The organism is Streptomyces sp. NPDC090994 (assembly GCF_044768905.1).
Lineage (GTDB): Bacteria > Actinomycetota > Actinomycetes > Streptomycetales > Streptomycetaceae > Streptomyces.
The window spans coordinates 10,848-37,582 of sequence record NZ_JBIVWS010000003.1 but is presented as its reverse complement, the minus strand read 5'-3'; the positions used below and the strand labels follow the sequence as shown (position 1 = coordinate 37,582).

General features: G+C 73.0%; 24 protein-coding genes, 1 other RNA gene and 2 pseudogenes. 14 read left to right on the top strand and 13 right to left on the bottom strand.

Translation table 11 applies throughout. The features are described 5' to 3' along the window. Position 1: 1 nt before the first annotated feature. Complete coding sequence (locus ACIQR3_RS07560; protein ID WP_403535555.1) at positions 2-1,216, top strand: phosphatidylserine/phosphatidylglycerophosphate/cardiolipin synthase family protein; 1,215 nt, start codon at positions 2-4, stop codon at positions 1,214-1,216. Between the two features lie 377 nt (positions 1,217-1,593). Here the strand turns inward: ACIQR3_RS07560 and ACIQR3_RS07555 are convergent, their stop codons facing one another. The 4 genes and pseudogenes from ACIQR3_RS07555 to ACIQR3_RS07540 all read right to left on the bottom strand — a co-directional run bounded on the left by ACIQR3_RS07555 (position 1,594) and on the right by ACIQR3_RS07540 (position 5,270). Then, a complete protein-coding gene (locus ACIQR3_RS07555) occupies positions 1,594-2,442 on the bottom strand; it encodes a hypothetical protein (protein WP_403535553.1) in 849 nt (282 codons plus the stop codon). A gap of 71 nt (positions 2,443-2,513) precedes the next feature. After that, positions 2,514-2,708 (bottom strand): DUF397 domain-containing protein, encoded by a 195-nt coding sequence (locus tag ACIQR3_RS07550; protein WP_403535550.1) that lies wholly within the window; start codon positions 2,706-2,708, stop codon positions 2,514-2,516. Further along, positions 2,705-3,535, bottom strand: a complete 831-nt coding sequence (locus ACIQR3_RS07545) for a helix-turn-helix domain-containing protein (protein ID WP_403535547.1) — start codon at positions 3,533-3,535, stop codon at positions 2,705-2,707. The genes ACIQR3_RS07550 and ACIQR3_RS07545 overlap by 4 nt, the downstream gene beginning before the upstream one ends. 437 nt (positions 3,536-3,972) lie before the next feature. Then, positions 3,973-5,270: pseudogene (locus tag ACIQR3_RS07540) on the bottom strand (helix-turn-helix domain-containing protein). Positions 5,271-5,458: 188 nt separating this feature from the next. On the opposite strand from ACIQR3_RS07540, the gene ACIQR3_RS07535 reads away from it, so the two are divergent. Beyond that, positions 5,459-5,923 (top strand): glycine-rich domain-containing protein, encoded by a 465-nt coding sequence (locus ACIQR3_RS07535; RefSeq protein WP_403535544.1) that lies wholly within the window; start codon positions 5,459-5,461, stop codon positions 5,921-5,923. Positions 5,924-6,026: 103 nt separating this feature from the next. Continuing rightward, positions 6,027-6,725: a class I SAM-dependent methyltransferase gene (locus ACIQR3_RS07530; protein WP_403535541.1), complete on the top strand. Its 699-nt coding sequence runs from the start codon at positions 6,027-6,029 to the stop codon at positions 6,723-6,725. A gap of 331 nt (positions 6,726-7,056) precedes the next feature. Here the strand turns inward: ACIQR3_RS07530 and rnpB are convergent. Together rnpB and ACIQR3_RS07520 are read right to left on the bottom strand one after the other, a co-directional pair. Beyond that, positions 7,057-7,459, bottom strand: an RNA gene (gene rnpB, locus ACIQR3_RS07525) — RNase P RNA component class A. A 33-nt stretch (positions 7,460-7,492) separates the two neighbouring features. Then, on the bottom strand, positions 7,493-8,071 hold the full coding sequence (locus ACIQR3_RS07520) for a Uma2 family endonuclease (protein ID WP_403535538.1): 579 nt from the start codon (positions 8,069-8,071) through the stop codon (positions 7,493-7,495). Positions 8,072-8,207: 136 nt separating this feature from the next. On the opposite strand from ACIQR3_RS07520, the gene yaaA reads away from it, so the two are divergent. Further along, entirely contained in the window at positions 8,208-8,990 is a 783-nt protein-coding gene (gene yaaA, locus ACIQR3_RS07515; RefSeq protein ID WP_403535535.1) for a peroxide stress protein YaaA, read from the top strand. 65 nt (positions 8,991-9,055) lie between these two features. Then, positions 9,056-9,712, top strand: coding sequence for a bifunctional 4-hydroxy-2-oxoglutarate aldolase/2-dehydro-3-deoxy-phosphogluconate aldolase (gene eda / locus ACIQR3_RS07510; protein ID WP_403535532.1), 657 nt, complete (start codon positions 9,056-9,058; stop codon positions 9,710-9,712). Here eda and ACIQR3_RS07505 read toward each other — a convergent pair. The 3 genes from ACIQR3_RS07505 to ACIQR3_RS07495 are packed head-to-tail and all read right to left on the bottom strand — an operon-like array spanning position 9,698 to position 12,560. Further along, positions 9,698-10,960 carry a bifunctional RNase H/acid phosphatase gene (locus ACIQR3_RS07505; RefSeq protein ID WP_403536758.1) on the bottom strand — a complete coding sequence of 421 codons (1,263 nt, stop codon included), beginning with the start codon at positions 10,958-10,960 and terminating at the stop codon, positions 9,698-9,700. The genes eda and ACIQR3_RS07505 overlap by 15 nt on opposite strands. 20 nt (positions 10,961-10,980) lie before the next feature. Next, complete coding sequence (locus tag ACIQR3_RS07500) at positions 10,981-11,724, bottom strand: zinc ribbon domain-containing protein (RefSeq protein WP_403536756.1); 744 nt, start codon at positions 11,722-11,724, stop codon at positions 10,981-10,983. Continuing rightward, positions 11,721-12,560: a Nif3-like dinuclear metal center hexameric protein gene (locus ACIQR3_RS07495; RefSeq protein WP_403535530.1), complete on the bottom strand. Its 840-nt coding sequence runs from the start codon at positions 12,558-12,560 to the stop codon at positions 11,721-11,723. Before ACIQR3_RS07495 ends, ACIQR3_RS07500 begins: the two co-directional genes overlap by 4 nt. 208 nt (positions 12,561-12,768) lie before the next feature. On the opposite strand from ACIQR3_RS07495, the gene ACIQR3_RS07490 reads away from it, so the two are divergent. Next, a complete protein-coding gene (locus ACIQR3_RS07490) occupies positions 12,769-13,914 on the top strand; it encodes a hypothetical protein (protein WP_403535527.1) in 1,146 nt (381 codons plus the stop codon). 97 nt (positions 13,915-14,011) lie between these two features. Further along, positions 14,012-14,185: a hypothetical protein gene (locus ACIQR3_RS07485; protein ID WP_403535524.1), complete on the top strand. Its 174-nt coding sequence runs from the start codon at positions 14,012-14,014 to the stop codon at positions 14,183-14,185. Between the two features lie 66 nt (positions 14,186-14,251). Here ACIQR3_RS07485 and ACIQR3_RS07480 read toward each other — a convergent pair whose 3' ends face one another. Beyond that, positions 14,252-15,172: a MaoC/PaaZ C-terminal domain-containing protein gene (locus tag ACIQR3_RS07480; protein ID WP_403535521.1), complete on the bottom strand. Its 921-nt coding sequence runs from the start codon at positions 15,170-15,172 to the stop codon at positions 14,252-14,254. 220 nt (positions 15,173-15,392) lie between these two features. On the opposite strand from ACIQR3_RS07480, the pseudogene ACIQR3_RS07475 reads away from it, so the two are divergent. The 7 genes and pseudogenes from ACIQR3_RS07475 to ACIQR3_RS07445 form a co-directional block, all read left to right on the top strand. Continuing rightward, positions 15,393-16,529 (top strand): annotated as a pseudogene (locus ACIQR3_RS07475) (sensor histidine kinase); the annotation flags it as partial. A gap of 841 nt (positions 16,530-17,370) precedes the next feature. Further along, positions 17,371-18,012 carry a response regulator gene (locus ACIQR3_RS07470; protein WP_403535519.1) on the top strand — a complete coding sequence of 214 codons (642 nt, stop codon included), beginning with the start codon at positions 17,371-17,373 and terminating at the stop codon, positions 18,010-18,012. 148 nt (positions 18,013-18,160) lie between these two features. Further along, positions 18,161-19,915 carry an MFS transporter gene (locus ACIQR3_RS07465; RefSeq protein ID WP_403535516.1) on the top strand — a complete coding sequence of 585 codons (1,755 nt, stop codon included), beginning with the start codon at positions 18,161-18,163 and terminating at the stop codon, positions 19,913-19,915. Between the two features lie 91 nt (positions 19,916-20,006). Continuing rightward, a complete protein-coding gene (locus ACIQR3_RS07460; RefSeq protein ID WP_403535513.1) occupies positions 20,007-20,657 on the top strand; it encodes a class I SAM-dependent methyltransferase in 651 nt (216 codons plus the stop codon). A gap of 22 nt (positions 20,658-20,679) precedes the next feature. Further along, a complete protein-coding gene (locus ACIQR3_RS07455; RefSeq protein ID WP_403535510.1) occupies positions 20,680-21,645 on the top strand; it encodes an N-acetylmuramoyl-L-alanine amidase in 966 nt (321 codons plus the stop codon). A 91-nt stretch (positions 21,646-21,736) separates the two neighbouring features. Beyond that, positions 21,737-22,594: a hypothetical protein gene (locus tag ACIQR3_RS07450; protein ID WP_403535508.1), complete on the top strand. Its 858-nt coding sequence runs from the start codon at positions 21,737-21,739 to the stop codon at positions 22,592-22,594. A gap of 148 nt (positions 22,595-22,742) precedes the next feature. Beyond that, entirely contained in the window at positions 22,743-23,030 is a 288-nt protein-coding gene (locus ACIQR3_RS07445; protein WP_215174602.1) for a hypothetical protein, read from the top strand. Between the two features lie 13 nt (positions 23,031-23,043). On the opposite strand, the gene ACIQR3_RS07440 is transcribed toward ACIQR3_RS07445, so the two are convergent. From ACIQR3_RS07440 to ACIQR3_RS07430, 3 genes are read right to left on the bottom strand one after another with little or no spacing between them, the layout of a single operon-like run. Next, entirely contained in the window at positions 23,044-24,117 is a 1,074-nt protein-coding gene (locus ACIQR3_RS07440) for a prenyltransferase (RefSeq protein WP_403535506.1), read from the bottom strand. Next, positions 24,114-24,848: a class I SAM-dependent methyltransferase gene (locus tag ACIQR3_RS07435; protein ID WP_215174597.1), complete on the bottom strand. Its 735-nt coding sequence runs from the start codon at positions 24,846-24,848 to the stop codon at positions 24,114-24,116. The genes ACIQR3_RS07440 and ACIQR3_RS07435 overlap by 4 nt, the downstream gene beginning before the upstream one ends. Beyond that, positions 24,842-26,551 (bottom strand): glycosyltransferase, encoded by a 1,710-nt coding sequence (locus ACIQR3_RS07430; RefSeq protein WP_403535504.1) that lies wholly within the window; start codon positions 26,549-26,551, stop codon positions 24,842-24,844. The genes ACIQR3_RS07435 and ACIQR3_RS07430 overlap by 7 nt, the downstream gene beginning before the upstream one ends. Between the last annotated feature and the right edge of the window lie 184 nt (positions 26,552-26,735).

The window sequence follows — 26,735 nt, the reverse complement described above, 5'->3', positions numbered from 1 at the left end:
AATGACCAGCACCGAGCAGACACCGGCCACCGCGGACGGCACGCGAGGCGGCGGGGCCCTCGGCGAGCGGGCGGTGCGGATACGGCGCCGGCTGGAGCGTCTGATCGGCATCGCGGCCACCGAAGGGAACGCGCTGCTCGCCCTGCGCAACGGCGACGAGATCTTCCCCGCCATGCTCGACGCCGTCCGGTCCGCCGAGCACACGGTGGACATGATGACCTTCGTGTACTGGAAGGGCGCCATAGCCCGCGAGTTCGCGCACGCACTGGCGGAACGGGCCCGGGACGGGGTCAGGGTGCGGCTGCTCCTGGACGGCTTCGGCAGCCGGCTGATCGACAAGGATCTGCTGGCGGAGATGGGCCGGTCGGGCGTGCAGGTGGCCTGGTTCCGCAAGCCGCTGTACCTGTCACCGCTCAAGCAGAATCACCGCTGCCACCGCAAGGTGCTGGTCGTGGACGAGCAGACCGCCTTCACCGGCGGCGTGGGCATCGCCGAGGAGTGGTGCGGCGACGCCCGCGGTCCGGGTGAGTGGCGGGACACCCATGTGCGGGTCCGCGGGCCGGCCGTGGACGGCATCGCGGCGGCGTTCGCGCAGAACTGGGCCGAGTGCCACGACGAGCTCTTCGACGACCGGGACCGGTTCACCGGCCACCGCCCGCAGGGCGACGCGGTGGTGCAGGTGGTACGCGGTTCGGCCAGTTTCGGCTGGCAGGACATGCAGACCCTGATCCGGGTGATGATCGAGTCGGCCGAGGAGCGGTTCCGGCTCGCCACCGCCTACTTCTCCCCGGACGCCTACTTCGTCGAGCTGCTGTGCGCCGCCGCACGGCGCGGCGTCGAGGTGGAGATCCTGCTGCCCGGCCCGCACACCGACAAGCGGGTCTGCCAGCTGGCCGGACAGCACTTCTACGAGGACCTGCTCGCCTGCGGGGCGAAGGTGTACCAGTACCAGCCGACGATGCTGCACACCAAGGTCATCACCGTGGACCGCACGGCGGCTCTCGTCGGCTCCACCAACTTCAACCGGCGCTCCCTCGCCCACGACGAGGAAGTCATGCTCGCCGTCCTGGACGAGGAGTTCACCGCGACCCTCGACGCCCACTTCGACGCCGACACGGCGGCGAGCCGACTGATGCGGCCCGGCCGCTGGAGGAGACGCAACCTCCTGCAACGCACCCGCGAATACGCCGTCCAGCCCATTCGCCGCTACCTGTGACGACCTGCCCGCCCACGGAAGCGCGTACCGCCGGGACAGCCGGCCGCCGGGCGGGGTGGCGTCGAGCAGGAGCAGTGCACCGTTCCCCTCGGTGACCACCTCGGCCGCGGGCAACATCTCCAGCAGGCCGCACCGGCTCGCGCCCGGACCGCCCCACCCGCCACGCGGATCTCGGCCGGATCTACACCAGTGGCATCGGCTTCCACCACGCGAAGCCGCGTTCCGCGAAACACGGATGGAGCCAAGCGCCACACCGATCGGTCACTGATCCGGGAAACGAACTCGTAGTTCATCCCTCTGACTTCGCCGCCGGTGTCCGGTGCTCAGACTGGTCCTCACGGTCCACGGTGATCACCACCGCAGCGGCGTTCGCGGTGTCAAGACTGCGGCTTCTCCAACTCGCCGGCCGTGGGGTGAGAGAAGGACTCGTGTTCTTCCACGACTTCACCGTCGAGCACATCCCCGTCAGCCACCCGGTGTGAGGGTTCCGCGAGGGGCAGGCCGGCGAGGTGCTTCTTGAGCCTCTTGGCCATCGGCAGATAGGTCGCGAAAGTGAGGCTGCCGGAGACGGCGGCTCCTACGAGAGGGATGGCTTTCGAAACGGTCGTCGCGAAGGACTGCGTCGTCATCTTGACACCGAGGTAGCCCGCGACTTTCTTCACCAGGGGGTAGACGACCCCGTGAGTGAGTGCCTTCTGGGGCAGCTTCTTGGCGACCTGCTCCGCCATCATCCCCGCAACTTTCCCCACCGCGACGTTCGCCGACTTGGTGCCGAACATCACGCCGAAGAACAGAGTGAGCACGGCCTTGGTCGCGTCATCGACGTCATCGCCCTCGCCGGAGAACAGATCGGGCCAGCTGTACAGGTAGGCGAGCTTCTGCGAGATACGCAGCATGTGACCGACGTACTGTGCCGTGTCGGCCGGCACTGTGGCGGGGAGGGCGAGGATGCCGGGTATCCCGGCGGCGGCGGAGAGAGCGCTGACTTTGGCGGTCTCGTAGCGGATGGAGTCGTTGGCCGCCTTGTCGAGGACCTCGGCACGGATGCCCGCCGCAGCGGGAGTCTCCTCCACCGCCCTGCGGATGTCGTCCTCCGAGCAGTGGCGCGCCAGCGCACTGCGGAGGTACGTCTCCCTGTCGATGCGCACACCCGGAAGCTTCGCTGCCGCCAGCAACAGCGTGAAGAAACGCGACTCGGGGTTCTCGATCTCTGCACCCTGCTTCATGGCAGCAACCTACAGTGCTCCCCGCTGCACGGGCCCCCGGCAAGCACACTCCGCCGAGGGCCCTGCCCCTGTCAGAGGGCCGCGAACCCGACGAACGCGGTCCATGCCGTGGGGTGCACGGTGAGTGCGGCGCGGGTGGTGTCCTTGGAGTCGCGGACGTGGACCCTGCCGGGGTGGGGGGCGACCTCTATGCATTCGCCGCCCGCTCCACTGCTGTAACTGCTTTTGATCCAGGTCGACTCAGATACGGGCTGTTCGACGTTCATCTCTCTCCAAGCAACTTCTCGACGAAGGCCAGCGACTCGCGCGGAGTGAGCGCTTGGGCTCGAAGGAGTCCGTACTGCTCCTCGATCTCTCGGACTTGCTTCCGCGCTGTGTAAAGGCGACTGTCCTGCTGCGCCTCCACGTACGCGATCCTCCGCCCTTCCTTGGTCTCGATCAAGGTGAAGGGACCAGCCAGTCCAGCGTGCTCGTCCCGCTCGGTCGGCAGCACCTGGAACTCGACGTTACGCCGCTGGCCCTGGAGCAAGATCTGCTCCAACTGCCCTCGCATGACGTTCCACCCACCCAACGGCCTCCGTAGAACCACTTCCTCGACGACGAAGCTGAGGGTGGGCAACTGCGTGCGGCCGAAGATCTCCTGCCGGGCCAGACGTGCTGCCACCCTCTGCTCGACTACGTCCTCGTGCAGCAAAGGCCGCCAGTTGGTGAACACCGCCCGCGCATACTCCTCGGTCTGCAAGAGACCGGGCACCGCTTGGTTGGCATACACATGCAGCTCGACCGCCTCGGCCTCCAACTTGGCCGCATCCCGGAAGAACGCCGGATACTGAGCCCGAGCCACCTCCTCTTTACTCGCCTTCAGCACCCCGCACGCTTCCAGCACCTCGTCGGCCCGGTCGATGAACTTCGGCGGCGGGATACGTCTCCCCTGCTCGAACGAGGCGATCGTCGAGGCCGAGTACCCGGTCAGGGAACCCAGCCTCGCCCGGTCCATCCCGGCCCGCTCCCGGAACAACTTCAACTGCCGCCCGAACACGCACAGGATGCCCGTCCCGAACTCGTACTCCGGCTGCTGAACCTCGTCGTCCACGCCGCGACTCCTCCCGTACGACCTCGTCAACGCGTCACTTTTGTTCCACGCTACGCACAGTCCGCGACCGCGTACGGCATGAAGTCGGCATCTCCCCCGAACGAGCATGCGCCACAGCACCGCGCCACCCAAGCTGGGGATTACTGGCGCTGCCAGTCCTTTCGTCGGGCTGATGCTCTCGGACAACGCAATCCCAGGACGGCCTCACCACCAGTGAATACCTCTAGGGCAGTGGCGAGACGAGCACTGTGCCGATCAGCTTCGCGGCCTCAGCTCGAAATGCTGCTGGCTGAGCAGCTTCATTCCAGAGCGCGGCGTGGCCCTTCCCGGATGGTGCGGGGAGGAGCACGCCGCGTCTTGTTCTCTGCACCTCGTCCCGGCACTGGTCGCCGAGCCAGGAGTTACGAGCGTACGTGCGAACCTTGGCGTTGTCTTGCTCATACCGCTTGACGCCGTACTGCTGACTCCAACTCCCGTACCCCGGTGACGCGCGGGTGCTGCTCAGCCAGTTCGGTGACGATCTTGCGGATGGCGGGCCGGTCCCGGACTTCTCCGGGACTGGATCGGTACGCGGACAGCAGCGCCTGGGCTGCCTGCTGCGGGCGCTGCCATGCCCACCAGGCCCGAGCCATGTCGGTGCCCAGCCGCGCCTTGCGCTCGGCAGTCGGGAACTGCTCGGGCCGCAGGTCCTTCCCGGCTTCCAGAGCGGCTCCCGCATCCCCGAGGGCCCAGTGCACGCCGACGGCGTACAGGTCGACAGCGGCCGGGGTGATGGGGAACAAGCGGCCGGCCGGTGCGCTCGACGGCAGTCGGCGGGCTGCGCGGCGGGCTTCCTCGGTCATCGCCAGGGCCTGCGCGCGGTGTCCGCCGCGGGCGGCGGTGTAGGCGAGGGTGCACAGCATCTGCGCGTACGCCGATGCCGCCGCGTCGGTGCGCAGGCCGGTCGCTTCGACGCCGGAGGCGGCTGCCGTCATCAGGCGCTGGGCTTCGGCGGTGCGGTGGTGCGGTCCTGGTGGCGCAGCACGATCGCCAGTTCGCGGGCGGCGGCTGCGGAGGCGAGGGGCGAGCCGGATACCTCGGCCCAGGTACGGGCACGATCCGCGGCGAGCCTGGCCTGATGGTAGGAGCCGATCTTGCTCAGCACGGAAGCGGCCAGGCTGTAGACGGAGGACAGGCGGGCCTGATCCAGGTCCCGGCGTGAGGCCGCGGCGGCATGCCCGTCGCCGATGAGGCCGGGCAGGGCGGCGAGCAGGGGGCCGTGCGCGCCCTTGTCGTACAGCTCGCGGGCGGTGGCCAGCCGGGTGTCCAGTGCCCCGGCGCCGGTCGGGGCGGGCGTGTCGGCCAGGGCCTCGTCCAGGCCCATCAGCAGGGTGGCCGGTCCGGCGACCGCCGTGGCGGCGAACAGCGTGCGGCGGCGCATCGGGTCCTCCTCGACGTGCGAACTGGCCGTCACTCTAGTGGCGGCCGACACGTTCGGGGCGGGTGGCGCCAGTGAATGCACCAGGATGTGTCGCGGGACGCCGACTTCCAGCGCGGCGCGGTGCACCAGGGTCAGGTCGACCACCCTGGCGCGGCGCTCCAGCCGGGAAACAGTGGCCGGCGAGCAGCCGAGCCGGTCACCGAGAGTGGCGAGGGTCCAGTTGTGGTGTTCGCGGCCGAGCCGGATGAGTGCGCCGGGACGCCGCTGCTCGATGAACTCGCGAGCCTCGGCGGTGTTCCACGGGTCACCTGGCACAGGTCCCCCTCCCACGCCGCACGACCGGGGCTTCCACGGTACGGGGAGGTCCACAACGCCGTCGAGACCGCTTGCAGGGCATGCAAACCCCCTGCAGGGGTGGTTAGTTGACCACCTCCCCGCGTCTGGGGGCGGTGTTGTGGATGGCAGAGCCCCAAAGCTGCGGGGCACCGTCCATCGGAGGCATCATGGCAACGGCTGTCGTACTCCCCCCGGCCACCGACCCGACGACCGGCCCGGTCCGATCGGCGCGGGAGGTCGTGCCGGCCGGCCTGTGGGACAAGCAGGTCCGGCTCCTCGTGCGCGACTACCCGTACGACTCGGTCATGGCAGCCCGGGTCCTCGGACAGGGCTACGCCTACCTGCTGACCGCCATGCACCACCGCGGCCAGAAGTCGGTGCTGGCGCCCAGCAAGCTCGTCGACATCGGCGTCCACACGATCATCCTGGACACCGTGGCGTACGCCGAGCTGTGCGACCGCTTCAACGCCGGCGCCTTTCTCCACCACGTGCCCCACGTCGAGATGAAGGACGACGGCTCCGTGATGAGGACCGCGCACATCATCGCGGCCGACGGCTGGGAGGTCGACCTGCCACTGTGGGCGGACGCCGCGACGTGCGGCCCCTGCCACCCCGGCAACGACTCGCACTGACGGGAGCGACGGGCCGGGCCCCACGCCGACCCTCAGCGGGGCCCGGCTCGCGTGCGGGTGAAGTTCCGCGAAGCCCGCCCGGCCACGGGCCGCACCCGCCAGGATGACGCGGGTGACGACCACCACCGACCTCTGGCACCACTTCGGCCGCACCCGCGCCGAACGCGACCGCGCCGTACCCGACGCCTTCCACTGGATCTGGAGCCAGGACGGCGGCCCCGGCTCCGAGGTCCTGGGCGACCTCACCGGCAAAGTCGTGGGAGACCTCGGCGCCGGAGCGGCCCGGCACGCCGCTCACCTCGCCACCCATCACACCCCCGCCCGAGTCGACGCCGTAGACGCCTCACCCGCCCAGCACGCCATGGCCACCGACCTGTACGGCCACCTCTCCCCCCACCTGCGCATCATCCGATCCGACGTCGTGAAGCACCTGCGGGCAGAGGCCGGCACCTACGACGTGCTGTACAGCGTCTTCGGCGCGGTCGACTTCACCGACCCCTACGAACTGCTCCCGGCCGCAGCCACCGCGCTGCGACCGGGCGGCCTGCTGGCCTTCTCCACCCTCGCCCACTACCTGGGCGGCACGCCGGCGGAGGCCGACGTCGTTCCCGCCGACATCCCGGCGAAGGCCCCGGACGGGGAAACGGCCACGTTGCGCCGCTGGGTCCTGCAGGAAAACGTCTGGATGAAGGCCCTGGACGAGTCCGCATTCACCCGAATCAGCGTCGAACGGTTGCTGTCGACGATCGACACGCCGCGCAGCGCGGACACACTGCTCGTGAGGGCCGTCCGGCAAGCCTGAAGCCCTGGACGCAGGACGCCGTCGCCTTGTGCAGCAGGCAGAATCAAGGCAACGACGCCGCGACACCCGCTCCTGTGATGTGCAGGTGCAGGTGCAGGTGAGCCTGCGGGGCCGAGCAACGGCGCGAAACCTCGTCGGCCTGTTCCCGCTCAGACGTGTCGTCCCCCCCTCTGCTCCAGGGACTTTTCAGGGACTTCCAGCGCTGTCCGAGGGACTTCCGAGGGACTTCCGAGGGACTTTCCGCCGCCTGACGCGGCAAGCCCCCGAAAGACCGGAAAGGGCCTCCGACGCAGGTCAGAGGCCCTTTCTAAGGCAAAGCCGCAGGTAGCGGCAGACGAGTCGGGCTGTACGCCGGGTTCTGTTCCGGAGGGTCCTCGCGGACCGTCCGGCGACGGCCATCCATCTAGGACCGGCGTTGCCACCGGCCTCCAGCGGTCTACCCGCGGACTCGGGCGGGCCGCCCTCAGTCATCCGCGCAGAAGCACCGGGGTGCTTCCTTCTTGACCTTGCTCCGGGTGGGGTTTACCTAGCTGCCCAGGTCGCCCTGGGCACTGGTGGTCTCTTACACCACCGTTTCACCCTTACCCAGCGCCTGAGCGCTGGGCGGTCTGCTTTCTGTGGCACTGTCCCGCGGGTCACCCCGGGTGGCCGTTAGCCATCACCCTGCCCTGTGGAGCCCGGACGTTCCTCGGGAAGTCCCGTGAGGGACTCCACGCGGCCGCCCGCCCGGCTCGTCTGCCGTGCCGACCATGGTACCGGGCCGGGCGTCAGAGGAAGTCCGCGGTGTCCAGGTCGAAGGCGAAGGGGGCGGGGAGGGTGAGGGGCTTGCCCAGGGGGCGGGTGCAGTGCTCGCGGTAGTCGTTCTCCTCCGGGTCGCTGAACAACGTGACCGAGGACGTCTCTCGATCGACGAGCAGGTAGAGGGGGATGCCGCCGCGGGCGTAGCAGCGGCGTTTGGCTTCGCGGTCGGCCTGGGGCTTGGTGGAGGTGACCTCCAGGACCATCGCGACGCCCTCGCAGGGCATCCAGGAGGCGGCGCCCCGGTAGAGCCGCAGCCGGGTCGGGGCGAAGGTGCCGTCCGGAAGCACGTGGTTCTTGGGGCAGGCGCCTCCGCTGCTCAGTTTCAGGCCCTTGTTGCCCGAGAATTGCATGTCGGTCGCGGACTGCCTGATCACCTGGCTGACGATCAGCCCGATGTAGTCCTCGTGATCCCCGTCCGGCGGCGGTGTCACAACGATCTCCCCCTCGATCAGCTCGGCCCGGAAGCCTTCCGGGGTGTCGAGGGCGAGGAACCCCTCCAGCAGGACGTCTGCCTGCGTGAGTGGTTCGTGGGCCCTGCCGGTCATGTCACGCCCCTCCTTCGGTCGCTCGCCAGAGTGGGACATCGGAAGATCACCTGTCGCCGGGATCGGGAACCGTTCCCTCGATCGTGGCACACAACCGGGCCGTACCCTGGTCGACAGCCAGATCGAAGGAGTACGTGTGCTTGTCCTGCTGCCGCCGTCCGAGGGAAAGGCGCCGTCCGGGCGGGGTGCCCCGCTGAAGCCGGAGTCGCTGTCGTTGCCGGGGCTCGCCGAGGCACGGGCGGCCGTGCTCGACGAGCTGGTCGAGCTGTGCGCGGCGGACGAGGAGAAGGCCCGGGAGGTGCTCGGGCTGAGCGAGGGGCTGCGGGGCGAGGTCGGCAAGAACGCCGCGCTGCGGACGGCCGGGGCGCGGCCCGCCGGGGAGATCTACACCGGGGTGCTGTACGACGCCCTGGACCTGGGCTCCCTCGACCAGGCCGCGCAGCGGCGGGCCGGGCGGGAACTGCTGGTCTTCTCGGGGTTGTGGGGCGCGGTCGGGGTCGGCGACCGGATTCCCTCCTACCGGTGCTCGATGGGGGTGAAGCTGCCGGGGCTCGGGGCGCTGGCCGGGCACTGGCGTGCTCCGATGGCCGAGGTGCTGCCCGAGGCGGCCGGGGACGGGCTGGTGCTGGACCTGCGGTCGGCGGCGTACGCGGCGGCCTGGAAGCCGAAGGGCGAGGTCGCGGAGCGGACGGCGACGGTACGGGTGCTGCACGCGCCCACCCGCAAGGTGGTCAGCCACTTCAACAAGGCGACCAAGGGGCGGATGGTGCGGAGCCTGCTGGCGGACGGGGGCGTGCCCGAGGGGCCCGCCGAGCTGGTGGAGGCGTTGCGGGATCTCGGGTACGTGGTGGAGGCCGAGGCGCCGGCGCGGGCGGGGCGGCCGTGGGCGCTGGATGTGCTGGTGGATGAGGTTCACTGAGAGCGGGTGTTGCAGTATGTGCAACGTTCGTTGCGTCAGCTGCGTGCCCTGGTGAAGATGAGGGCATGACTTCTCCCGCGACCGCGACCGTGCCCTCCGCTTCCGTACTCGACCTCGCGCCCGTCGTCCCCGTCGTGGTCGTCGACGACGCCGCCGACGCCGTACCGCTGGCGCGGGCGCTGGTCGCCGGGGGGCTGCCGGCGATCGAGGTCACGCTGCGGACGCCGGCCGCGGTCGGTGCGATCGAGGCCATCGCGGCCGAGGTGCCGGACGCGGTGGTCGGCGCCGGGACGGTCCTCACACCCGCGCAGGTCAACGAGGTCGTGGCGGCCGGGGCGCGGTTCCTGGTCAGCCCGGGGTGGACGGAGGCGCTGCTGGAGGCCATGCGGGCGTCGGGCGTGCCGTTCCTGCCGGGGGTGTCGACCACGTCGGAGGTGGTGGCGCTGCTGGAGCGCGGGGTGCGGGAGATGAAGTTCTTCCCGGCCGAGGCGGCGGGCGGCACCGCCTACCTCAAGGCGCTCTCCGCCCCGCTGCCGCAGGCGCGGTTCTGCCCGACGGGCGGAATCACCCCGGCCTCCGCACCCGAGTACCTCGCCCTGCCCAACGTCGGGTGCGTGGGCGGGAGTTGGATGCTCCCGAAGGACGCGGTCGCCGGGCGGGACTGGGGGCGGGTCGAGGCGCTGGCGCGGGAGGCGGCGGGGCTCGGCTCAGCGCAGGTGTGACGTCTCGTTGAAGAGCCGGACGCTGGCGCCGCCGTCGGCGTAGTAGGCCACCGCCGACAGGGAGGCCGCCGACAGTTCCATGCGGAACAGGGACTCGGTGGGGGCGCCCAGGGCGAGTTGGACGAACGTCTTGATCGGCGTCACGTGGGAGACCAGGAGAACCGTGCGGCCCGCGTGCGCCGCGACCAGTTTGTCGCGGGTGGCGGCGATCCGGGCACCGGTCGCCGCGAAGGACTCGCCGCCGCCGGTGGGCTCGGCGTCCGGGGAGGTGAGCCAGGCGTTCAGGTCGTCGGGCCAGCGTTCGCGGACCTCGGCGAAGGTGAGACCCTCCCAGGCCCCGAAGTCGGTCTCGCGCAGGCCCTCCTCCACGCTCACGTCGAGGCCCAGGCGGGCGGCGACGATCTCGGCGGTCTGCCGGGTGCGGGCCAGCGGGGAGGTGACAACCGCCTGGACAGTGCCGCGCCGGGCGAGGGCGGCGGCAGCCTTCTCCACCTGCTCGCGGCCGGTGTCCGAGAGGGAGGGGTCGCTGCCGCCGCTGCCCGAGAAACGCTTCTGCGGGGTGAGGGGGGTCTCGCCGTGGCGCAGGAGGACGAAGGTGGCGGGGGCGCCCATGTCGGGGGGTCCCCAGCCGGGGGTGGCGACGGTCCGCGCGGCACCCACATCGGCGGCCGTGCCAGCGACACCGCCCGCGACTGCGGCCGTGCCACCGAGACCGCCCGCGACTGCGGCCGTTCCTCCGTCTCCGCCCGCCTCGGCGGCCGTCCCGCCGTCACCGCCGCCGCCACCGCCTCCGTCACTGTCCAGTTCCGCCGTCGACGCCGACGGCGACCACCGCTTGCCCCGCGCCCCCGCGTCCATCGCCTCGTTGGCCAGCCGGTCGGCGTGCTTGTTGTCGGCGCGCGGGATCCACTCGTACGTCACCCGGTCCGGCGGGAAGACGGACCGCGCCTCGGTGGCGAGCGGCTTCATGGCGGGGTGCTTGATCTTCCAGCGGCCCGACATCTGCTCGACGACGAGCTTGGAGTCCATCCGGACGCGCACCGTGGCCCGCGGGTCCAGCCCGTGCGCGGCGCGCAGGCCGGCCAGCAGGCCCCGGTACTCGGCGACGTTGTTGGTGGCGACGCCCAGGTACTCGGCGGCCTCCACCAGGGTCTCCCCCGTGGCCGCGTCCCGCACCACCGCGCCGTACCCGGCGGGACCCGGGTTGCCCCGCGACCCGCCGTCGGCCTCGACGACGAACTCCCGCACAGCCACCACCCTCAGCAGACCTACAGTCCCGAGTCGGACGTACGCACGAGAATGCGACGGCAGTTCTCGCACCGCACCACCGTGTCGGGGGCCGCCGCGCGGATCTCGTTGATGTCGGTGATCGCCAGCTCCTGGCGGCAGCCCTGGCAGGTGCGCTGGTAGAGCTTGGCCGCGCCGATGCCGCCCTGCTGCTCGCGGAGCTTGTCGTAGAGCTTGAGCAGGTCGGCGGGGACGGAACCGGCGACGACCTCGCGCTCCTTGGTCACCGAGGCGGCCTCGCGGTCGATCTCCTCGAAGGCGGCGTCCCGGCGGCCGGTCGCGTCGTCGATCTTCGCCTGCACGGAGGCGACCCGCTCGGTCAGCTCGGCGACCCGCTGCTGGGCGGACTCGCGGCGCTCCATCACCTCCAGGACCACGTCCTCCAGGTCGCCCTGGCGCTTGGCGAGGGAGGCGATCTCGCGCTGGAGGTTCTCCAGGTCCTTCGGGGAGGTGACGGCACCGGAGTCCAGGCGCTGCTGGTCGCGGGCGGCGCGCTGGCGCACCTGGTCCACGTCCTGCTCGGCCTTGGTCTGCTCGCGGGCGCAGTCGCTCTCCTCGGTCTGCGCGGCGACGAGCAGGTCGCGCAGCTGGGTGGCGTCCTTGCTCAGCGACTCCAGCTCGGCGTGCTCGGGCAGCGACCGGCGCTTGTGCGCGAGCTGCTGGAGGCGGACGTCGAGGGCCTGGACGTCGAGGAGTCGGATCTGGTCGGCGGGCGCGGCGTTCAGTTGGGGGCTCCAGGTGAAGGGGAGTGGCTGGTCCAGGGGTCGGTGACCGTCTTCGAGACGTGGACGCGCAGGTCCCATCCGTGCCGGTCGGAGATCTCGTCGAGCTGGCTCGCGGCCAGTTCGCACCAGGGCCACTCGGTGGCCCAGTGCGCGGCGTCCAGCAGCGCGAGGGGGCTGTGCGCCACGGCCTCGGACGCCGGGTGGTGGCGCAGGTCCGCGGTGAGGAAGGCGTCGACACCGGCCGCCCGTACGTGCTCGAAGAGGCTGTCGCCGGAGCCGCCGCTGACGGCGACCGTGCGGACCAGGGCCTCGGGGGCGCCGGCGACGCGGATGCCCTGCGCGGTGGCGGGCAGCCGGGCGGCGGCTCGGGCGGCCAGCTCGCGGACGGTCAGCGGGTGGTCCAGGGCGCAGATCCGGCCGAGTCCGCGCCGCCCGGCGGGGTCGGTGGCGTCCGGCACCAGCGGCCCCGTGACCCGCAGGTCCAGGGCACCGGCCAGCGCGTCCGAGACGCCCGGGTCGGCGGTGTCGGCGTTGGTGTGGGCGACGTGCAGCGCGATGTCGTGCTTGATGAGCGTGTGCACCACGCGGCCCTTGAAGGTGGAGGCGGCGACCGTGGTCGTGCCCCGCAGGTACAGGGGGTGGTGGGTGACCAGCAGGTCGGCGCCGAGGTCCACCGCCTCGTCGACGATCTCCTGGACGGGATCGACGGCGAACAGGACCCGCTGGACCTCCTGGCCGGGCTCCCCCGTGACGGTGCCGACCGCGTCCCAGGACTCGGCCCGCTCGGCGGGCCACAGGTTCTCCAGCGCGGCGATGACTTCTGACAGACGGGGCACGGACCCAAGGCTACCTGCCTGTTTCGCGGCGCAGTACCGCCACCGCCGCCCCGTTCCCGGCCCGCCCGCGGCCCGCCCCGGACCAGCACATCCGCCGCTCGATCCTCAGGTTAACCGTTTCGCTTCCATCCGTTTGTGTGAAGCGGACGGTCGTCGGGACCACGTCCGTGCGTACGAAACTAGCTTCGTCGCCGGAGGTGACCGAACGATGACAGCCTGTGCTATCGAGCCTTCGGCGGACCAGGGAAGCGACGGGACACCGCGGGCGGGCTGTTCCCTCACCGTGGACGCGGCGTACGCGGCCCGGCTGGCCGGCCGTGACGGGGGCCGTTACCCGGAGCGCTGGACGCTGGACGGTCCCGAGCCGTACGCGGTGCCGCTGCCCGGCAGCCGGCCGGAGGAGCCGGGCACCGAGGTGCAGCCGATGGGCGACGGACGGGTGCTGATCCACCGCCGGGCGGGCGGGCGGCACGTGTTCACGCTGCTGTACCCGACCCAGGGGCCCGGCACCGGTGAGCTGCCGCTGGGCGGCGTGGAGTGCCCGGACGACGGGACCCGGCTGCGGCTGCTGCCCCCGGCGCCGGACGGCGAGACGGCGTACGCCCTGGAGGTCGGCCCGCGGTCGGCGTCCGTGTGGCTGGTGGCCGGCGGCGCCTTCGGCCCCGAGCACCTGGCCGAGGTGCCGGGCCGCTGCTCGGGCGGGGTGTGGCTGGACCGTACGGCCCGGATACTCGCGCTCGACCGGGAGGAGGCCGGGCCCGCCGGGCCGGTCGTCAAGACGGTCGTCGTGGACCTGGAGCGGGGCGGTGAGGTCTCGCCCCTGCTCCAGATCGCCGCCGGCAGCGACGACCGGCTGCTGCTGGCCGACCCGGACAGCGGGCTGCTGCTGATCCGCTCCGACGCGCCCTCCCCCGGGCGGGCCCGGCTGGGCTGGGGGGTGCTGGGCAGCACGCTGCCGGTGCGGTTCCCGCGGTGCCTGCGGCTGCCGGACCGCGCCCTGACGCCGTTCGCGGTCCAGCCCGGCCAGATGCTGACGCCGGAGCGGTGCGCGGTGGCGCTGCGGGTGGACGGCCCGACGGGCAGCTGGGTCGGGATGTGGCGGCCCGACCGGCGGCAGCTGCACCAGTTGCCGGCGCCGCGCGGCTGGCTGGCGGGCGCGGGCTGGTGGTCCGCCGACGGGCTGCTCCGGCTGCCGTACACCACGGCGGAACGGCCCTGCGCCGTAGCCGCGCTGGCCGTGCCGGGAGGTACGGACCCGGAACCCGAGCCGGACCCGGAACTCCCGGCGGCGGGCGCCCCGTCCCGTCCGGTTCCGCTCCAGGAGGCACCGCTGGCGCGGCTTGTAACAAAGTAGTGCCGGTTGGCGCGGCCGTCTGGATTCGCCCCGAGGCGTCCCGGATACACTCCTTCGGCTGTTAGAAAGATCATGTTGACGGGGTGAATTCCTTCCGATGAACGACGCCAGCACGAACCAGCCGATGCGGGCCGACGGTGCCGACGTTCGGACGACGACCGACTCCGGCCACGGCCGGCACCGCGGTCCGGTCTCCGCACAGGACGGCGAGACGACCCCGCAGGGCCGTCATCGCAAGCCGGCCGAGGAGAGCGGGACGGCCGCCGCCTGACACGGCGTACACGCGAGGCCCCGCCCGGTCACCATGACGGGCGGGGCCGTCGCGTGTCACGGGACGTCACGGGATGCGGATGCCGCCGGTGACGGCATCGGTGGCGGCATCGGTGACGGTGACCGCTCCGGTCAGCACCGGGGCGGTCGCCTCCCCGCGCCCCGCGGCGTCCACCGCCACCCGCACCACCGTGCCCGCGCCCGTCCCCGCGCGCTCCCGCCACATCCGCACCCGCAGCGTCTCCCCCGGGTACACCACCCCGGCGAACCGCGTCCGGTAGTCCCGCACCCGGGTCACGTCCCCGTCGAGCAGCGTGTCGACGACCGCCTTGAGTGTCATGCCGTAGGTGCACAGCCCGTGCAGCACCGGCCGCCCGAACCCGGCGCGCGCCGCGAAGACGGGATCGGCGTGCAGCGGGTTCCAGTCGCCGCTGAGCCGGTAGAGCAGCGCCTGCTCCTCCCGCACCCGCCGCTGCACGACCGCGTCGGGCTCCCCGCCGGGCACCTCGGCCCGCCCCGAAGGCCCGCGCTCACCGCCCCACCCGCCCGCTCCCCGTACGTAGATCTCGGCGTCGTCGGTCCACAGCGGCCCGTCGGCGTCCGCCGCCTCGGTCCGCAGGACCAGTACCGCCGCCTTGCCCTTGTCGTACACGGCGGTGATCCGGGAGGTCACGACCGCCGTGCCGCGCACCGGCAGGGGCCGCGCCGTCCGGACCCGCTGGCCGCCGTGCAGGACGTGGGCCAGGTCGACGTCGACGCCGGGCCGGTCCAGCCCGGCGATCACACCGGGCGCGCCCGCGCCGGCGACGGTGGCGAAGCTCGGCAGGACGTGTAGCCGGGACTCCAGGACGTAGCGCAGTTCGCGGGGGTCGGTGGCGGGGACACCGGCGCCGATGCCGAGGTGGTAGAGCTGGACGTCCTTGTGGTCCCAGGTGATCTCGCCGGTACGGGGCGCGGCGGCGAGGGCGACGGCTGCGTCGATGGGCACGGTTCTCCTGACGGCGGTCGGGGCACTGGCTGCTCCGAGGGAACCAGGACATTCGTCCCGCCGGAAGCCGTACGGGCGTCTCTGCCGCGCCCTGCCGCCCCGCGACCAGAATCGGGCCGTGCAGGACAGAGCCGGACCGGACCGGAGACCGGACTGCACCGGACCGGACCGGAGACCGGACAGGGCCGGAGACATGAGGCGGAAGGGGAAGACAAGGACCATGACTCGGCCACGAGCGCTGCGCGGGATCTCCTGCCGACTGGACGCCTGGGACCTGGCGCGCGAGCCGCGCGGCCGGGAGGGGACGCCGGGCCCGCCGCCCACCGGCTTCGCCCTGCTCCCCTGGCTGCTGATGGGCCTGGGCTCGCTCGCCAACATCTTCCAGGACGACACGTCCGACCCCGTCCTCGCCGGCGCGGGCCTGCTCGCCTTCAACTCGCTGTACATCTACGTCACGTTCCGCTCCTTCGACCCCGCCAGGCGCCGGGCGCCCTCGACACGGGCGGCCCTGCTCCTGATGGGCCTGCTGACCTGCGCCCTGACCCTCGCCTACGGCGGCACCTGGGCCCTGTTCTTCCCGCTGCTGGGCCTGGCGGCGGGCGCGGCCCTGCGCGGCCGGCGGCCGGTCCGGTGGGGCTGGGCCCTGGCGACCCTGGCGGGTGTGGTCACGGGCGTCAGGGACGGCTGGAACGGCCTGAACATCGCGTACGGCACGCTGCTGTCGACGATGGTGACGGCGGCGATCCTGGGCCTGTCCGACGCGGTACGGGAACTGCGGGCCGCCCGCGAGGAACTGGCCCGGCGAGCGGTGGCCGAGGAGCGGCTGCGTTTCTCCCGCGACCTGCACGATCTGCTGGGCCACACCCTGTCGGTGATCGTGGTGAAGGCGGAGGCCGCCCGCCGGCTGTCCGCCCGCGACCCCGCGGCGGCCGTCGCCCAGGTGACCGACATCGAGGCGGTGGGCCGGCAGGCGCTCACCGAGATCCGGGAGGCGGTGACGGGCTACCGCGAGGGCAGCCTCGGTACGGAGCTGGACCGGGCCCGCTCCGCGCTGCGCGCCGCCGACGTGGAACCGGTGGTGCGCCGCTCGGGCCCGCCGCTGCCGCCGGGGACCGAGGCACTGCTCGGGTGGGTGGTGCGGGAGGCGGTGACGAACGTCGTACGGCACAGCGGGGCGAGCCGCTGCGAGATCACGGTGCTCGGTGGTACGGAGCGGGTGCGGCTGACCGTCACGGACGACGGGCCGGGGACGGGGCGGACCGACGCCCCCGACGCCCCCGACGCCCCCGGCGGTCCGGGGGCTGGCCTGACCGGCGCCCCGGGCGCCCCCGTCGGTCCGGGCATGAGCCCGGCCGGTGCCTCCGGCGGCCTCGGTCGTCCGGGCCGTCCGGGTCCGGGCCGTCCGGGTCCGGGCCGTCCGGGTCCGGGTGGCCCGGGTGGTGGTGGCCCGGGTGGCCCGGGCGTGGGCCGTACGGACGCCGCCGGCGGCCCAGGGGTGAGCCGTACCGACGCCACCGGGGGCCCGGGCGGCCCACGCCCAGGCCGTCCGGGGGCGGACCTGACCGGCGTTTCCGGCGCCCCCGTCGGTCCGGGCATGAGCCCGGCCGGTGCCCCGAGCGGCCCCGCCGCCCCAAGAACTCCCGGCACCGGCCTGACCGGTCTGGCCGAACGCCTCGCCGCGGCGGGCGGGGCGCTGACGGCCGGGGTGACGGGGCAGGGCGGGTTCGAGGTGCGGGCGGAGCTGCCGGTGGGGGACGCGGCCGGCGCGGTCCCGTCTGCGGCGGGGGTCACGGGGAGGTGAGCGGGACGGCCCGCCGTTCCCGGGGGAACGGCCGGGTCGCCGTCCCCGTCCCCTTCCCCGACCCCGACCCAGAACGGACCGCCCCGCCCCCGACCCGGACGGGCCGTCCCCATCCTGGAACGGACCACCCCCGACCCGGAACGGGCCGTCCCCATCCCGGAACGGACCACCCCAACCCGGACGAACCGTCCCCATCCCGGAACGGACCACCCCCGACCCGGACGAACCGCCCCCCATCCCGGAACGGACCACCCCCGACCCGGAACGGACCGCCTCCCCCCGGGAGCGGGACAGGATTCGCCCCGCCTCCACCCGGGCGCGGGACGCGCCTCGCCCCCGTTCCGGCCCGCCGCGGCGCCCGCGGCTGCGCCCGCCGCGGCGCCCGTACTCTGGGCCCATGGACGAGACGCCGCACGCGCACGGCCCGGCACGGCCGGCGCGCGTCCTGCTCGCCGAGGACCAGGGCATGATGCGCGGCGCGCTCGCGCTGCTGCTCGGCATGGAGGAGGACATCGAGGTCGTCGCCCAGGTGGCCACCGGTGACGCGATCGTCGAGGCCGTACTCGCGCACCGCCCCGACGTCGCCCTCCTGGACATCGAGCTGCCGGGCCGCAGCGGCCTCGACGCCGCCGCCGAGCTGCGCGAGCGGGCCCCCGAGTGCCGGGTGCTGATCCTGACCACCTTCGGCCGGCCGGGCTACCTCCGGCGCGCGATGGAGGCCGGCGCCGCCGGTTTCCTCGTCAAGGACGGCCCCGTCGAGGAACTCGCCGGCACCATCCGCCGCGTCCTCGCCGGCGAGACCGTCATCGACCCCGCCCTGGCCGCCGCCGCGCTCAGCGCCGGACCGAACCCGCTCACCCCTCGCGAGTGCGACGTCCTCGCCGCCTCCGCGGACGGCGCCACCGTCGCCGACATCGCCGCCGCCCTGCACCTGTCCGAATCGACGGTCCGCAACTACCTCTCCGCCGCCATCGGCAAGACCGGCACCCGCAACCGCGCGGAAGCCCTCAGCGAGGCCCGCCACCAAGGGTGGATCTAAAGAGCAGGTCAAGAATTACTTAGGGACTCGAAGCAACGGAATAGGTGCTTCGGCAAACCGGGTTGGGCATACACACATCCCGTACGCCGCCCCTGCGCGTACGTCCTCGCACGCATCCGCTCACACCCGTCCCGGAGGACCGCACGCAATGAGCCACACGACGACCGACGAACCCACCAGGCGGGCGACCGGGGCCACGGTCCCGGTCCTCGCCTTCGCGGGCATCGTCGTCGCGGTGATGCAGACCCTGCTCGTCCCGGTCATCAAGGACCTGCCCCAACTCCTGGAGACCACGCCCAGCAACGCCACCTGGGTCCTGACCTCCACCCTCCTGTCCGGAGCCGTCGCCACCCCGATCATGGGCCGCCTCGGCGACCTCTACGGCAAGCGGCGCATGCTGATCCTCAGCCTGGCCGTGATGGTGGTCGGCGCGCTGGTCAGCGCGTTCACCGACGCCCTGCTCCCGATGATCGCCGGCCGTACGCTCCAGGGCTTCGCGATGGGCGCGATACCCCTCGGCATCGGCCTGATGCGCGACATGCTGCCGCGCGAGCGGCTCGGCTCGGCGATGGCGCTGATGAGCTCCTCGATCGGCGTCGGCGGCGGCCTCGCCCTGCCCGCCGCCGCCCTCGTCGCGCAGCACGCCGACTGGCACGCCCTGTTCTACGGCGCCGCCGGCCTCGGCGTCCTCTCCATCGCCCTGACCCTGGCCGTCGTACCGGAGTCCCCGCTGCGCGCCAAGGGCACCTTCGACCTCCCCGGCGCCCTCGGCCTCTCCGCCGGTCTGGTCCTCTTCCTGCTGCCCATCACCAAGGGCAGCGACTGGGGCTGGTCCTCGCCCACCACCCTCGGCCTGTTCGCCGCCGCCGTCGTCGTCCTGCTGCTGTGGGGCCTGATGGAACTGCGCGTGAAGGCCCCCCTGGTGGACCTGCGCACCACCGCACGCCGCGAGGTCCTGCTCACCAACCTCGCCTCGATCATGGTGGGCGTCTCCTTCTACGTCGTCTCCCTGGTCCTCCCCCAGCTCCTCCAGCTGCCCGCCGCCACCGGCTACGGCCTCGGCCAGTCGATGGTCGTCGCCGGCCTGTGCGTGGCGCCGCTCGGCCTGACGATGATGTTCACGGCCCCGGTCTACGCCCGTCTCTCCGCCCGCTACGGCCCCCGCACCACCCTCATCGTCGGCCTGCTGGTCATCGCGGTCGGCTACGGCGGCGGCCTCGGCCTGATGAGCGCCGCCTGGCAGACGGTCGTCACCTCGGTGCTGCTCGGCGCCGGCATCGGCCTGGCCTACTCCTCGCTGCCCGCGCTGATCATCGGCGCGGTCCCGGCCTCGGAGACGGGTGCGGCCAACGGCCTGAACACCCTGATGCGATCCATCGGTACGTCGGTGTCCAGCGCCGTCATCGGCATGGTGCTGGCCAACACCGCCGACGACGTCGGGGGCGTCGCCGTCCCGACGATGCACGGCTTCCGCGTCTCGTTCCTGATCGCGACCGCCGCGGTCGCCGCCGGCCTGGTCTTCGCGTTCTTCCTCCCCCGGCGCCGCCCCTCCGCCCACACCCAGCTGCGCGCGAGCAGCGAGGAGGACGCCAACCTGGCCCGCGCCGAGGAAGCACTGGCCGAAGAGGTGCTGAGCGGCTTCCGCGGTCGCGTGCTGGCCGCCGACGGCACGCCCGTCGCCCGTGCCAAGGTCACGCTGATCGACCGGCACGGACGGCAGGCGGGCGCGGCCTTCTCCGCCCCCGACGGCGGCTACGCGCTGCCCGTGCCCGCCCCGGGCCCGTACGTCCTGGCCGCCCGCGCCGCGGGGCACGGCCCGCTCGCCCACTCGGCGACCCACACCGGCACCCGCCACCCGGTCGACCTCGACCTGTCCCTGCCGGGCGAGACGGTCTCCGCGTAGCCCCGGACCCCGACCGCACCCCCTGTCGTCCGCCGCGACCGGGGGTGCGGCAGCATGCAGGGGACTCACAGACGGAGAAGCGAGGTCCCCCATGTCCCCGACCCCGAGCCCCGAGATCCTGACCGCCTTCGAGGCCGCGAAGGGCTTCATGCCCGCCGACGAGGGCCTGGCCCTGTACGCGGCGGCCGTGGAGGCCGCACGGCTCGGGCTGCCGCTGCTGGAGGTCGGCACGTACTGCGGACGCTCCACCCTCCTGCTCGCCGACGCGGCCCGCGCGGCCGGGGTCACCGCCGTCACCGTCGACCACCACCGCGGCAGCGAGGAGCAGCAGCCCGGCTGGGACTACCACGACCCGGAGACGGTCGACCCGGAGCTGGGCGTGATGGACACCCTGCCCGCCTTCCGCCGCACCCTGTACCGGGCCGGTCTGGAGGACCACGTCGTCGCGCTGGTCGGCCGGTCCCCGGCGATCGCCGCCCTCTGGAGGACCCCGCTCGCCCTCGTCTTCGTCGACGGCGGCCACACCGACGAGCACGCCACCGCCGACTACGAGGGCTGGGCCCCCCGAGTGGCCGAAGGCGGGCTGCTCGTCGTCCACGACGTCTTCCCGGACCCGGTGGACGAGTTCACGGGCCAGGCCCCGTACCGCGTCTGGCTCAGGGCGCTGGCGTCCGGCGCGTTCACCGAGGTCTCGGCGACCGGCTCGCTGCGTGTCCTGCGGCGTACGGGGGCGGGGATCTGAGGGCGCGGTTAGAGTCGCAGGCGTGTCGTACACAGGACCGGAGTTCGCACCGCACCAGCCCCGCCGTTCCCCGCTGCGCCGTCCGCTGACCGTGGCGCTGGCCGCCCTCGTGCCGGGCGCGCTGCTCGGTTGGGGGGTGTACGCGGCGGTCGGCGCGCCCGGCGGCGACGGCGGCACCGACCGGGCGGCGGCCGCCGGTACGGCCTCCCCGGCACCCGCCGCCACCCCCGCCTCCCCGGCCACGGGCACCCGCCCGGCCTCCCCCCGCGACGACGCCAAGGACCCGGCGGCCACCCCCGCCGCCCCCGCCCCCGCTTCCCTGAAGGGCAAGGTCGTCGTCATCGACCCGGGCCACAACCCGGCCAACTTCCAGTACCCGACCGAGATCAACCGCAAGGTGGACGTCGGTACGCACTGGAAGGAGTGCGACACCACGGGCACCGCCACCAACGCCGGCTACACCGAGGCCCGCTTCACCCTCGACGTCGCCCACCGGCTGCGCGACCTGCTCCAGGAACAGGGCGCCACGGTGAAGCTGACCCAGGACGGCGACCGGGAGTACGGGCCCTGTGTGGACGAGCGGGCCAGGATCGGCAACGAGGCGCGCGCGGACGCGGCGATCTCGATCCACGCCGACGGCTCGGCGGCCGGCAACCGCGGCTTCCACGTGATCCTGCCGGGTGCGGTGCACCAGGGCGCGGCCGACACCCGCGCCATCGTCGCCCCCTCCGCCGACCTCGGCCAACGCGTCGCGGACGGCTTCGGACGGGAGACGGGCACCGCCCCCGCCAACTACCTCGGCGGCGGCACCGGCCTGGTGACCCGCACGGACCTGGGCGGTCTCAACCTCTCGACGGTGCCGAAGGTGTTCCTGGAGTGCGGCAACATGCGCGACGCCCAGGACGAGGCGCTGCTGACCGACGGGGCCTGGCGGCAGAAGGCGGCACAGGGGATCTCTGAGGGAATCGTGAGTTTCCTGCGCGGGTAGCGATCAGGCCCGCATCCCGGCGGACAGCCCGAACGTGCGGAGGATAGTGTCGTCCGTTGACGACGAGACGACGACCCGAGAAGGACCTGAAGTGAATATCCGCTCCCTCACTCGAGGCGACGGCGTGGTGATCGTGGCAGCGGTGTTGCTGTTGATCGCGTCGTTCCTCGACATCTACTCGATCGAAGGCGCCTCGGACAGCGCCGACATTCCCAGTCTGTGGGGCAGCGGGCCGATCGTGCTCGGGGTGGTCCTGGCGGGCATCATCGGCGCCGCGCTCGTCGTCGTGGCCCGCGCGCTGCCGCAGCCCCGCAAGGTCGCCGGTCTCGACCTCGGCCAGTTCGGCGCCGCCTTCGCGGTGTTCGCCGCCTGGAGCGCGCTCGGCAACGTCTTCGACCCGGCCGGCGCGTTCGACAACGGCAGCAGCAGCGACGGCATCGGCGCGGGCACCGGGCTGATCCTCGCCCTGGTCGCCACGGTGGTGATGGCCGCCGCCGCGATCGCCACGCCGCTGGTCCCGGCGCTCAAGGGCGCCCTGCTGCCCGCTCCCCGCCCGGTCCAGCCGCAGCCGTACGGCGGTCAGCCGCAGGGCGGGTACGGCTACCCGGGTGCGCAGCAGGGGGCGTACGGCGGGCAGCCGGGGCAGCCGCAGCCGGGCTCGCCGTACCCGGGCCAGCCGCAGCCTCAGCAGGCCCAGCCGCAGCCGCAGCCGCAGCCCGCGCAGGCCCAGCCGGCGGCGCAGCCGGCCGGGGACTTCGCGCCGTTCTGGTTCGCGGTGCCGGTGCCGCGTCCGCTGTTCGCGGAGGACGGTTCGCCGACGCCGATCGCGGAGCTGGCGCCGGGCACCTGGTACCTGGCGGTCGAGCAGCGCGGTCCCGGTCTGGTCGCCCAGACGCAGGACGGCCGCCGCGGCGTCCTCCAGGACACCTCGGGCATCCAGCGCGGCTGAGCCCGCGCACACCACGGCGACGGCCCCCGCCTCCGGGCGGGGGCCGTCGCCGTCCCGTCGAGCCGAGTCGAGCCACGTCGAGTCGGCCGTGTCAACTCCCTTGCGCCGCCCGTGGTTTCAAACAGGCGTGCGGGGCCAGACGGTAGGCATGTCTCGCTATCGTGGTTCCAACTCCGCCGGGACGGCCGTCGCGGTGATCGCGGACATCATGGCCGTCATCCTCGGACTGTGGATTCTGATGTACCTGCTGGACGCCAACCGGGCCAACGACCTGGTCCAGTTCGTCCATGACGCGGCCGCCTGGCTGGCGGGCTGGTCGCGTGACCTGTTCACCTTCGACGAGGCGTGGGCGCGGGTGGTGGCCGGTTACGGCCTGGCCGCCGTCGTGTACCTCTTCGTCGGCCACGCCGTCGCCAACCGCCTGCACCGGCACTGACCTCGCCGGACGATCAGGCCGCGCAGCAGTCGGTGTCCAGCCCCCGCGGCAGGCGGTCGCCGCCGAAGACCTGGCAGGTGGCCTCGTGTCCGCCGAGGGCGGCGACGGCGAGCAGCAGGGAGCCGGCCGTCCAGCTGGTCAGCTCCCGCGGCCAGATCGCGTCGTCCTCGAAGACGTACCCGGTCCAGTACAGGCCGCTGTCCGCGTCCCGCAGGTGCTGGACGGACTGCAGGACCGACAGGGCCCGGTCGGACTCGCCGACCGCCCAGAGCGCGAGGGCGAGTTCGGCCGACTCGCCGCCGGTGACCCAGGGGTTGGGGACGACGCAGCGCACCCCGAGGCCGGGGACGACGAACCGGTCCCAGCCCTCCTCGATACGGGCCTTGGCCTCGGCTCCGGTGAGCGCGCCGCCGAGCACCGGGTAGTACCAGTCCATCGAGTAGCGGTTCTTGTCGAGGAACCGCTCGGGGTGGCGGCGGATCGCGTGCCGCAGCAGGCCGGCCGCCAACTCCCAGTCGGGCTGCGGCTCTTCGCGCTGTTCGGCGAGGGCCAGGGCGCAGCGCAGCGCGTGGTGGACGGAGGAACTCCCGGTCAGCAGCGCGTCGGTGGCGCCGGTGCCGTCGTCGTCGCGCCGCCAGCCGATCTGGCCGCCGGGCTGCTGGAGCCGCAGCACCCACTCGACCGCCGCGTACACGGTGGGCCACATGCGGTCCAGGAACGCGTCGTCGCCGGTGGAGAGGTGGTGGTGCCAGACGCCCACGGCCACGTAGGCGACGAAGTTGGTCTCCCGGCCCCGGTCGGTGACGTCGGCGGCGTCGCCGTCGGCGTAGGCCGCGTACCAGGAGCCGTCCGGGTTCTGGTGCCGGGCGAGCCAGGCGTAGGCCCGCTCGGCGGCCTCGTGTTCGCCGGCCGCGTCCAGCGCCATCGCCGCCTCGACGTGGTCCCAGGGGTCGAGGTGGTGGCCCCGGAACCACGGGATCGCCCCGTCCTCCCGCTGGACGGCGAGGATGCCGCGTACGGTCGCGGCGGCCTCGTCGGCGGTGAGGACCCCGGGCAGGACCAGGTGTTCCGTGCGGGGCGTCGTCACGCGGCGTCCACCGTCGGCAGGTGCGGCTTGGTCGCGTACGCCACGAAGCTCTTGCCGATCAGCGGGTTCAGCGCCTGCTCGGCGACCCGGGTGGCCAGCGGCTTCTTCATGATGTCCCAGACCAGCAGCTTGTGGTACGCCTTGACCGGCAGCGCCTTGTCGTTGTCGACGCCGAACGCGCACTTCAGCCACCAGTACGGGGAGTGCAGGGCGTGCGCGTGGTGGGTGCCGTAGGGCTTGAGGCCTGCCTCGCGGATCTTCGCGAGCAGTTCGTCCGCCTTGTAGATGCGGATGTGGCCGCCCTCGACCTCGTGGTAGGCGTCGGAGAGGGTCCAGCAGACCTTCTCGGGGCCGTAGCGCGGCACGGTGATGGCTATCCGGCCGCCGGGCTTGAGCACCCGCACCATCTCGGCGAGTACGCCCTTGTCGTCGGGGATGTGCTCCATCACCTCGGAGATGATGACGACGTCGAAGGACTCGTCGGGGAAGGGGAGCGCCAGCGCGTCGCCCTCCATCGCCGTCGCGGTGGCGCCCTCGGGGGCCTCGCCCGCCTCCTCCATGGCGGCGAACCACTTGGCGACCTCGCGGATCTCGTCGCCGTTCTGATCGAGGGCGACGACCCGCGCGCCGCGCCGGTAGCACTCGAAGGCGTGCCGGCCGGCACCGCAGCCGAGGTCCAGGACGCGGTCGCCCGGGGCGAGCGGGAACCGGGAGAAGTCGACGGTCAGCACGTGGTCCTGCTTTCGGGTTCTGCCGGGGCCGCACCGCGGCCATGACTCGGCGCCGCGGCCCGGTCGCCACGGCTGGGCGCCGCGACCGGACCGGCGGCCGGAGCGCCCGTCCGGGACGGGCGGGCGGGGGCGTCCGCCGGGGACGGGCGGGCGGGGGCGTCCGCAGGGGAGGAGCCGGTGATGGTGTCCGCCGGACGCGGGCCGGTGGCGGCGCCCGACTGGGACGGACGGGTGACGGCGCCCGCCGGGGACGGACCGGTGACGGCGCCCGTCGGAGACGGACCGGTCACGGCGCCCGCCGGCGACGGACCGGTCACGGCGCCCGCCGGAGGCCGACCGGTCACGGCGCCCGCCGGAGGCCGACCGGTGATGGGGCTCGCCTGGGACGGAGACGAACGGGGGACGGCGCCCGGCGAGGACGCGCGGGCGATGGCCTCGCGGTACCGGGCCACCGTGCCCTGGGCGGCGCGCGCCCAGGTGAAGCGGTCGAGGACGCGTTCCCGTCCGGCCGCGCCGAGCCGGGCGCGCAGTGCGGCGTCGCCCAGCAGCCGGTTCAGCCCGGCGGCCAGCGCGCCCGCGTCGCCGGGCCGCACCGCCAGACACGTCTCGCCGTCGGGACCGGCCACCTCGGGGATGGCCCCGCCGGTCGTGGCGAGCAGCGGCGTGCCGGTGGCCATGGCCTCGGCGGCGGGCAGCGAGAACCCCTCGTACAGCGAGGGCACGCAGGCCACCTCGGCCGAGCGGACCAGGTCGACCAGTTCGGCGTCGGAGATGCCCTTGACGAACTCGACGGCGCCTTCGAGCCCGTACCGCTCGACCGCCTGGGCGACGGGCCCCTCGACGGGACGTTTCCCCACGACGACGAGGTGGGCGTCGGGGTGCTCGGTGCGGGTCTTGGCGAGGGCCTCGACGAGGAAGACCAGGCCCTTGAGCGGGACGTCCGCGCTGGAGGTGGTGACGATCCGGCCCGGCACCTTCGGCACCGCCGGGTCGGGCGAGAACAGGTCGGTGTCGGCGCCGATGGGCACGACGTGCACCCGGTCGGGCCGTACGCCGAGGTGGTCGACGATCTCCTGGCGGGACGAGCCGGAGACGGTGAGCACGGACGGCAGGCGGCGGGCGACGCGCTTCTGCATGCGGGTGAAGGCGTACCAGCGGCGCACGGAGTACCGGCGCTTCCAGCCCTCGGCGGCGTCGAGTTCGAGGCGCCGGTCGACGGTGATGGGGTGGTGGACGGTGGTGACCAGCGGGGCGCCGACGTCGCCCAGCAGGCCGTAGCCGAGCGTCTGGTTGTCGTGCACGACGTCGAAGTCGCCGCGCCGGGCGCGCAGATGGCGGCGGGCGCGGAGCGAGAAGGTGAGCGGTTCCGGGAAACCGCCGGTCCACATGGTGGCGACCTCCAGCGCGTCGATCCAGTCCCGGTACTCGTCGCGCTTCGGGGTGCGGAACGGGTCGGGCTGGCGGTAGAGGTCGAGGCTGGGCAGCTCGGTCAGGGACAGCTGCGGGAGGCCCTCGTCGAGCACCGGGTAGGGCTGGGCGCCGATGACCTCGACGCTGTGGCCGAGGCGGGCCAGTTCGCGGGAGAGGTGGCGGACGTAGACGCCCTGACCGCCGCAGAACGGGTTGCCCTTGTAGGTGAGGAGCGCGATGCGGAGCGGCCGTTCGTCCTGAAAGGGCCCCGTCCGACTGGCCTCAGCGGTCACCTGGGTCCCCTTCTGCCTGCACGTTCCCGCGACATTACGTCGGGACATTGATCGGAACAAGTTCCAGACTTGATCGTTCGGAGGCTTCGAATCTACCGGCAAGTAAGGTCACTGTGACCGGTGGATCAGGTGATTCGTGCCACGAGAGGCCGGGAGGGGCGGGGTGAGCGCCTGTCCCCGACGC

Coding starts and splice junctions, on each gene's coding strand:
- ACIQR3_RS07560 (WP_403535555.1), top strand. CDS start 2: ATGACCAGCACCGAGCAGACACCGGCCACCGCGGACGGCACGCGAGGC.
- ACIQR3_RS07555 (WP_403535553.1), bottom strand. CDS start 2,442: ATGAAGCAGGGTGCAGAGATCGAGAACCCCGAGTCGCGTTTCTTCACG.
- ACIQR3_RS07550 (WP_403535550.1), bottom strand. CDS start 2,708: ATGAACGTCGAACAGCCCGTATCTGAGTCGACCTGGATCAAAAGCAGT.
- ACIQR3_RS07535 (WP_403535544.1), top strand. CDS start 5,459: ATGGCAACGGCTGTCGTACTCCCCCCGGCCACCGACCCGACGACCGGC.
- ACIQR3_RS07530 (WP_403535541.1), top strand. CDS start 6,027: ATGACGCGGGTGACGACCACCACCGACCTCTGGCACCACTTCGGCCGC.
- ACIQR3_RS07520 (WP_403535538.1), bottom strand. CDS start 8,071: ATGACCGGCAGGGCCCACGAACCACTCACGCAGGCAGACGTCCTGCTG.
- eda (WP_403535532.1), top strand. CDS start 9,056: ATGACTTCTCCCGCGACCGCGACCGTGCCCTCCGCTTCCGTACTCGAC.
- ACIQR3_RS07490 (WP_403535527.1), top strand. CDS start 12,769: ATGACAGCCTGTGCTATCGAGCCTTCGGCGGACCAGGGAAGCGACGGG.
- ACIQR3_RS07485 (WP_403535524.1), top strand. CDS start 14,012: ATGAACGACGCCAGCACGAACCAGCCGATGCGGGCCGACGGTGCCGAC.
- ACIQR3_RS07470 (WP_403535519.1), top strand. CDS start 17,371: ATGGACGAGACGCCGCACGCGCACGGCCCGGCACGGCCGGCGCGCGTC.
- ACIQR3_RS07465 (WP_403535516.1), top strand. CDS start 18,161: ATGAGCCACACGACGACCGACGAACCCACCAGGCGGGCGACCGGGGCC.
- ACIQR3_RS07460 (WP_403535513.1), top strand. CDS start 20,007: ATGTCCCCGACCCCGAGCCCCGAGATCCTGACCGCCTTCGAGGCCGCG.
- ACIQR3_RS07445 (WP_215174602.1), top strand. CDS start 22,743: ATGTCTCGCTATCGTGGTTCCAACTCCGCCGGGACGGCCGTCGCGGTG.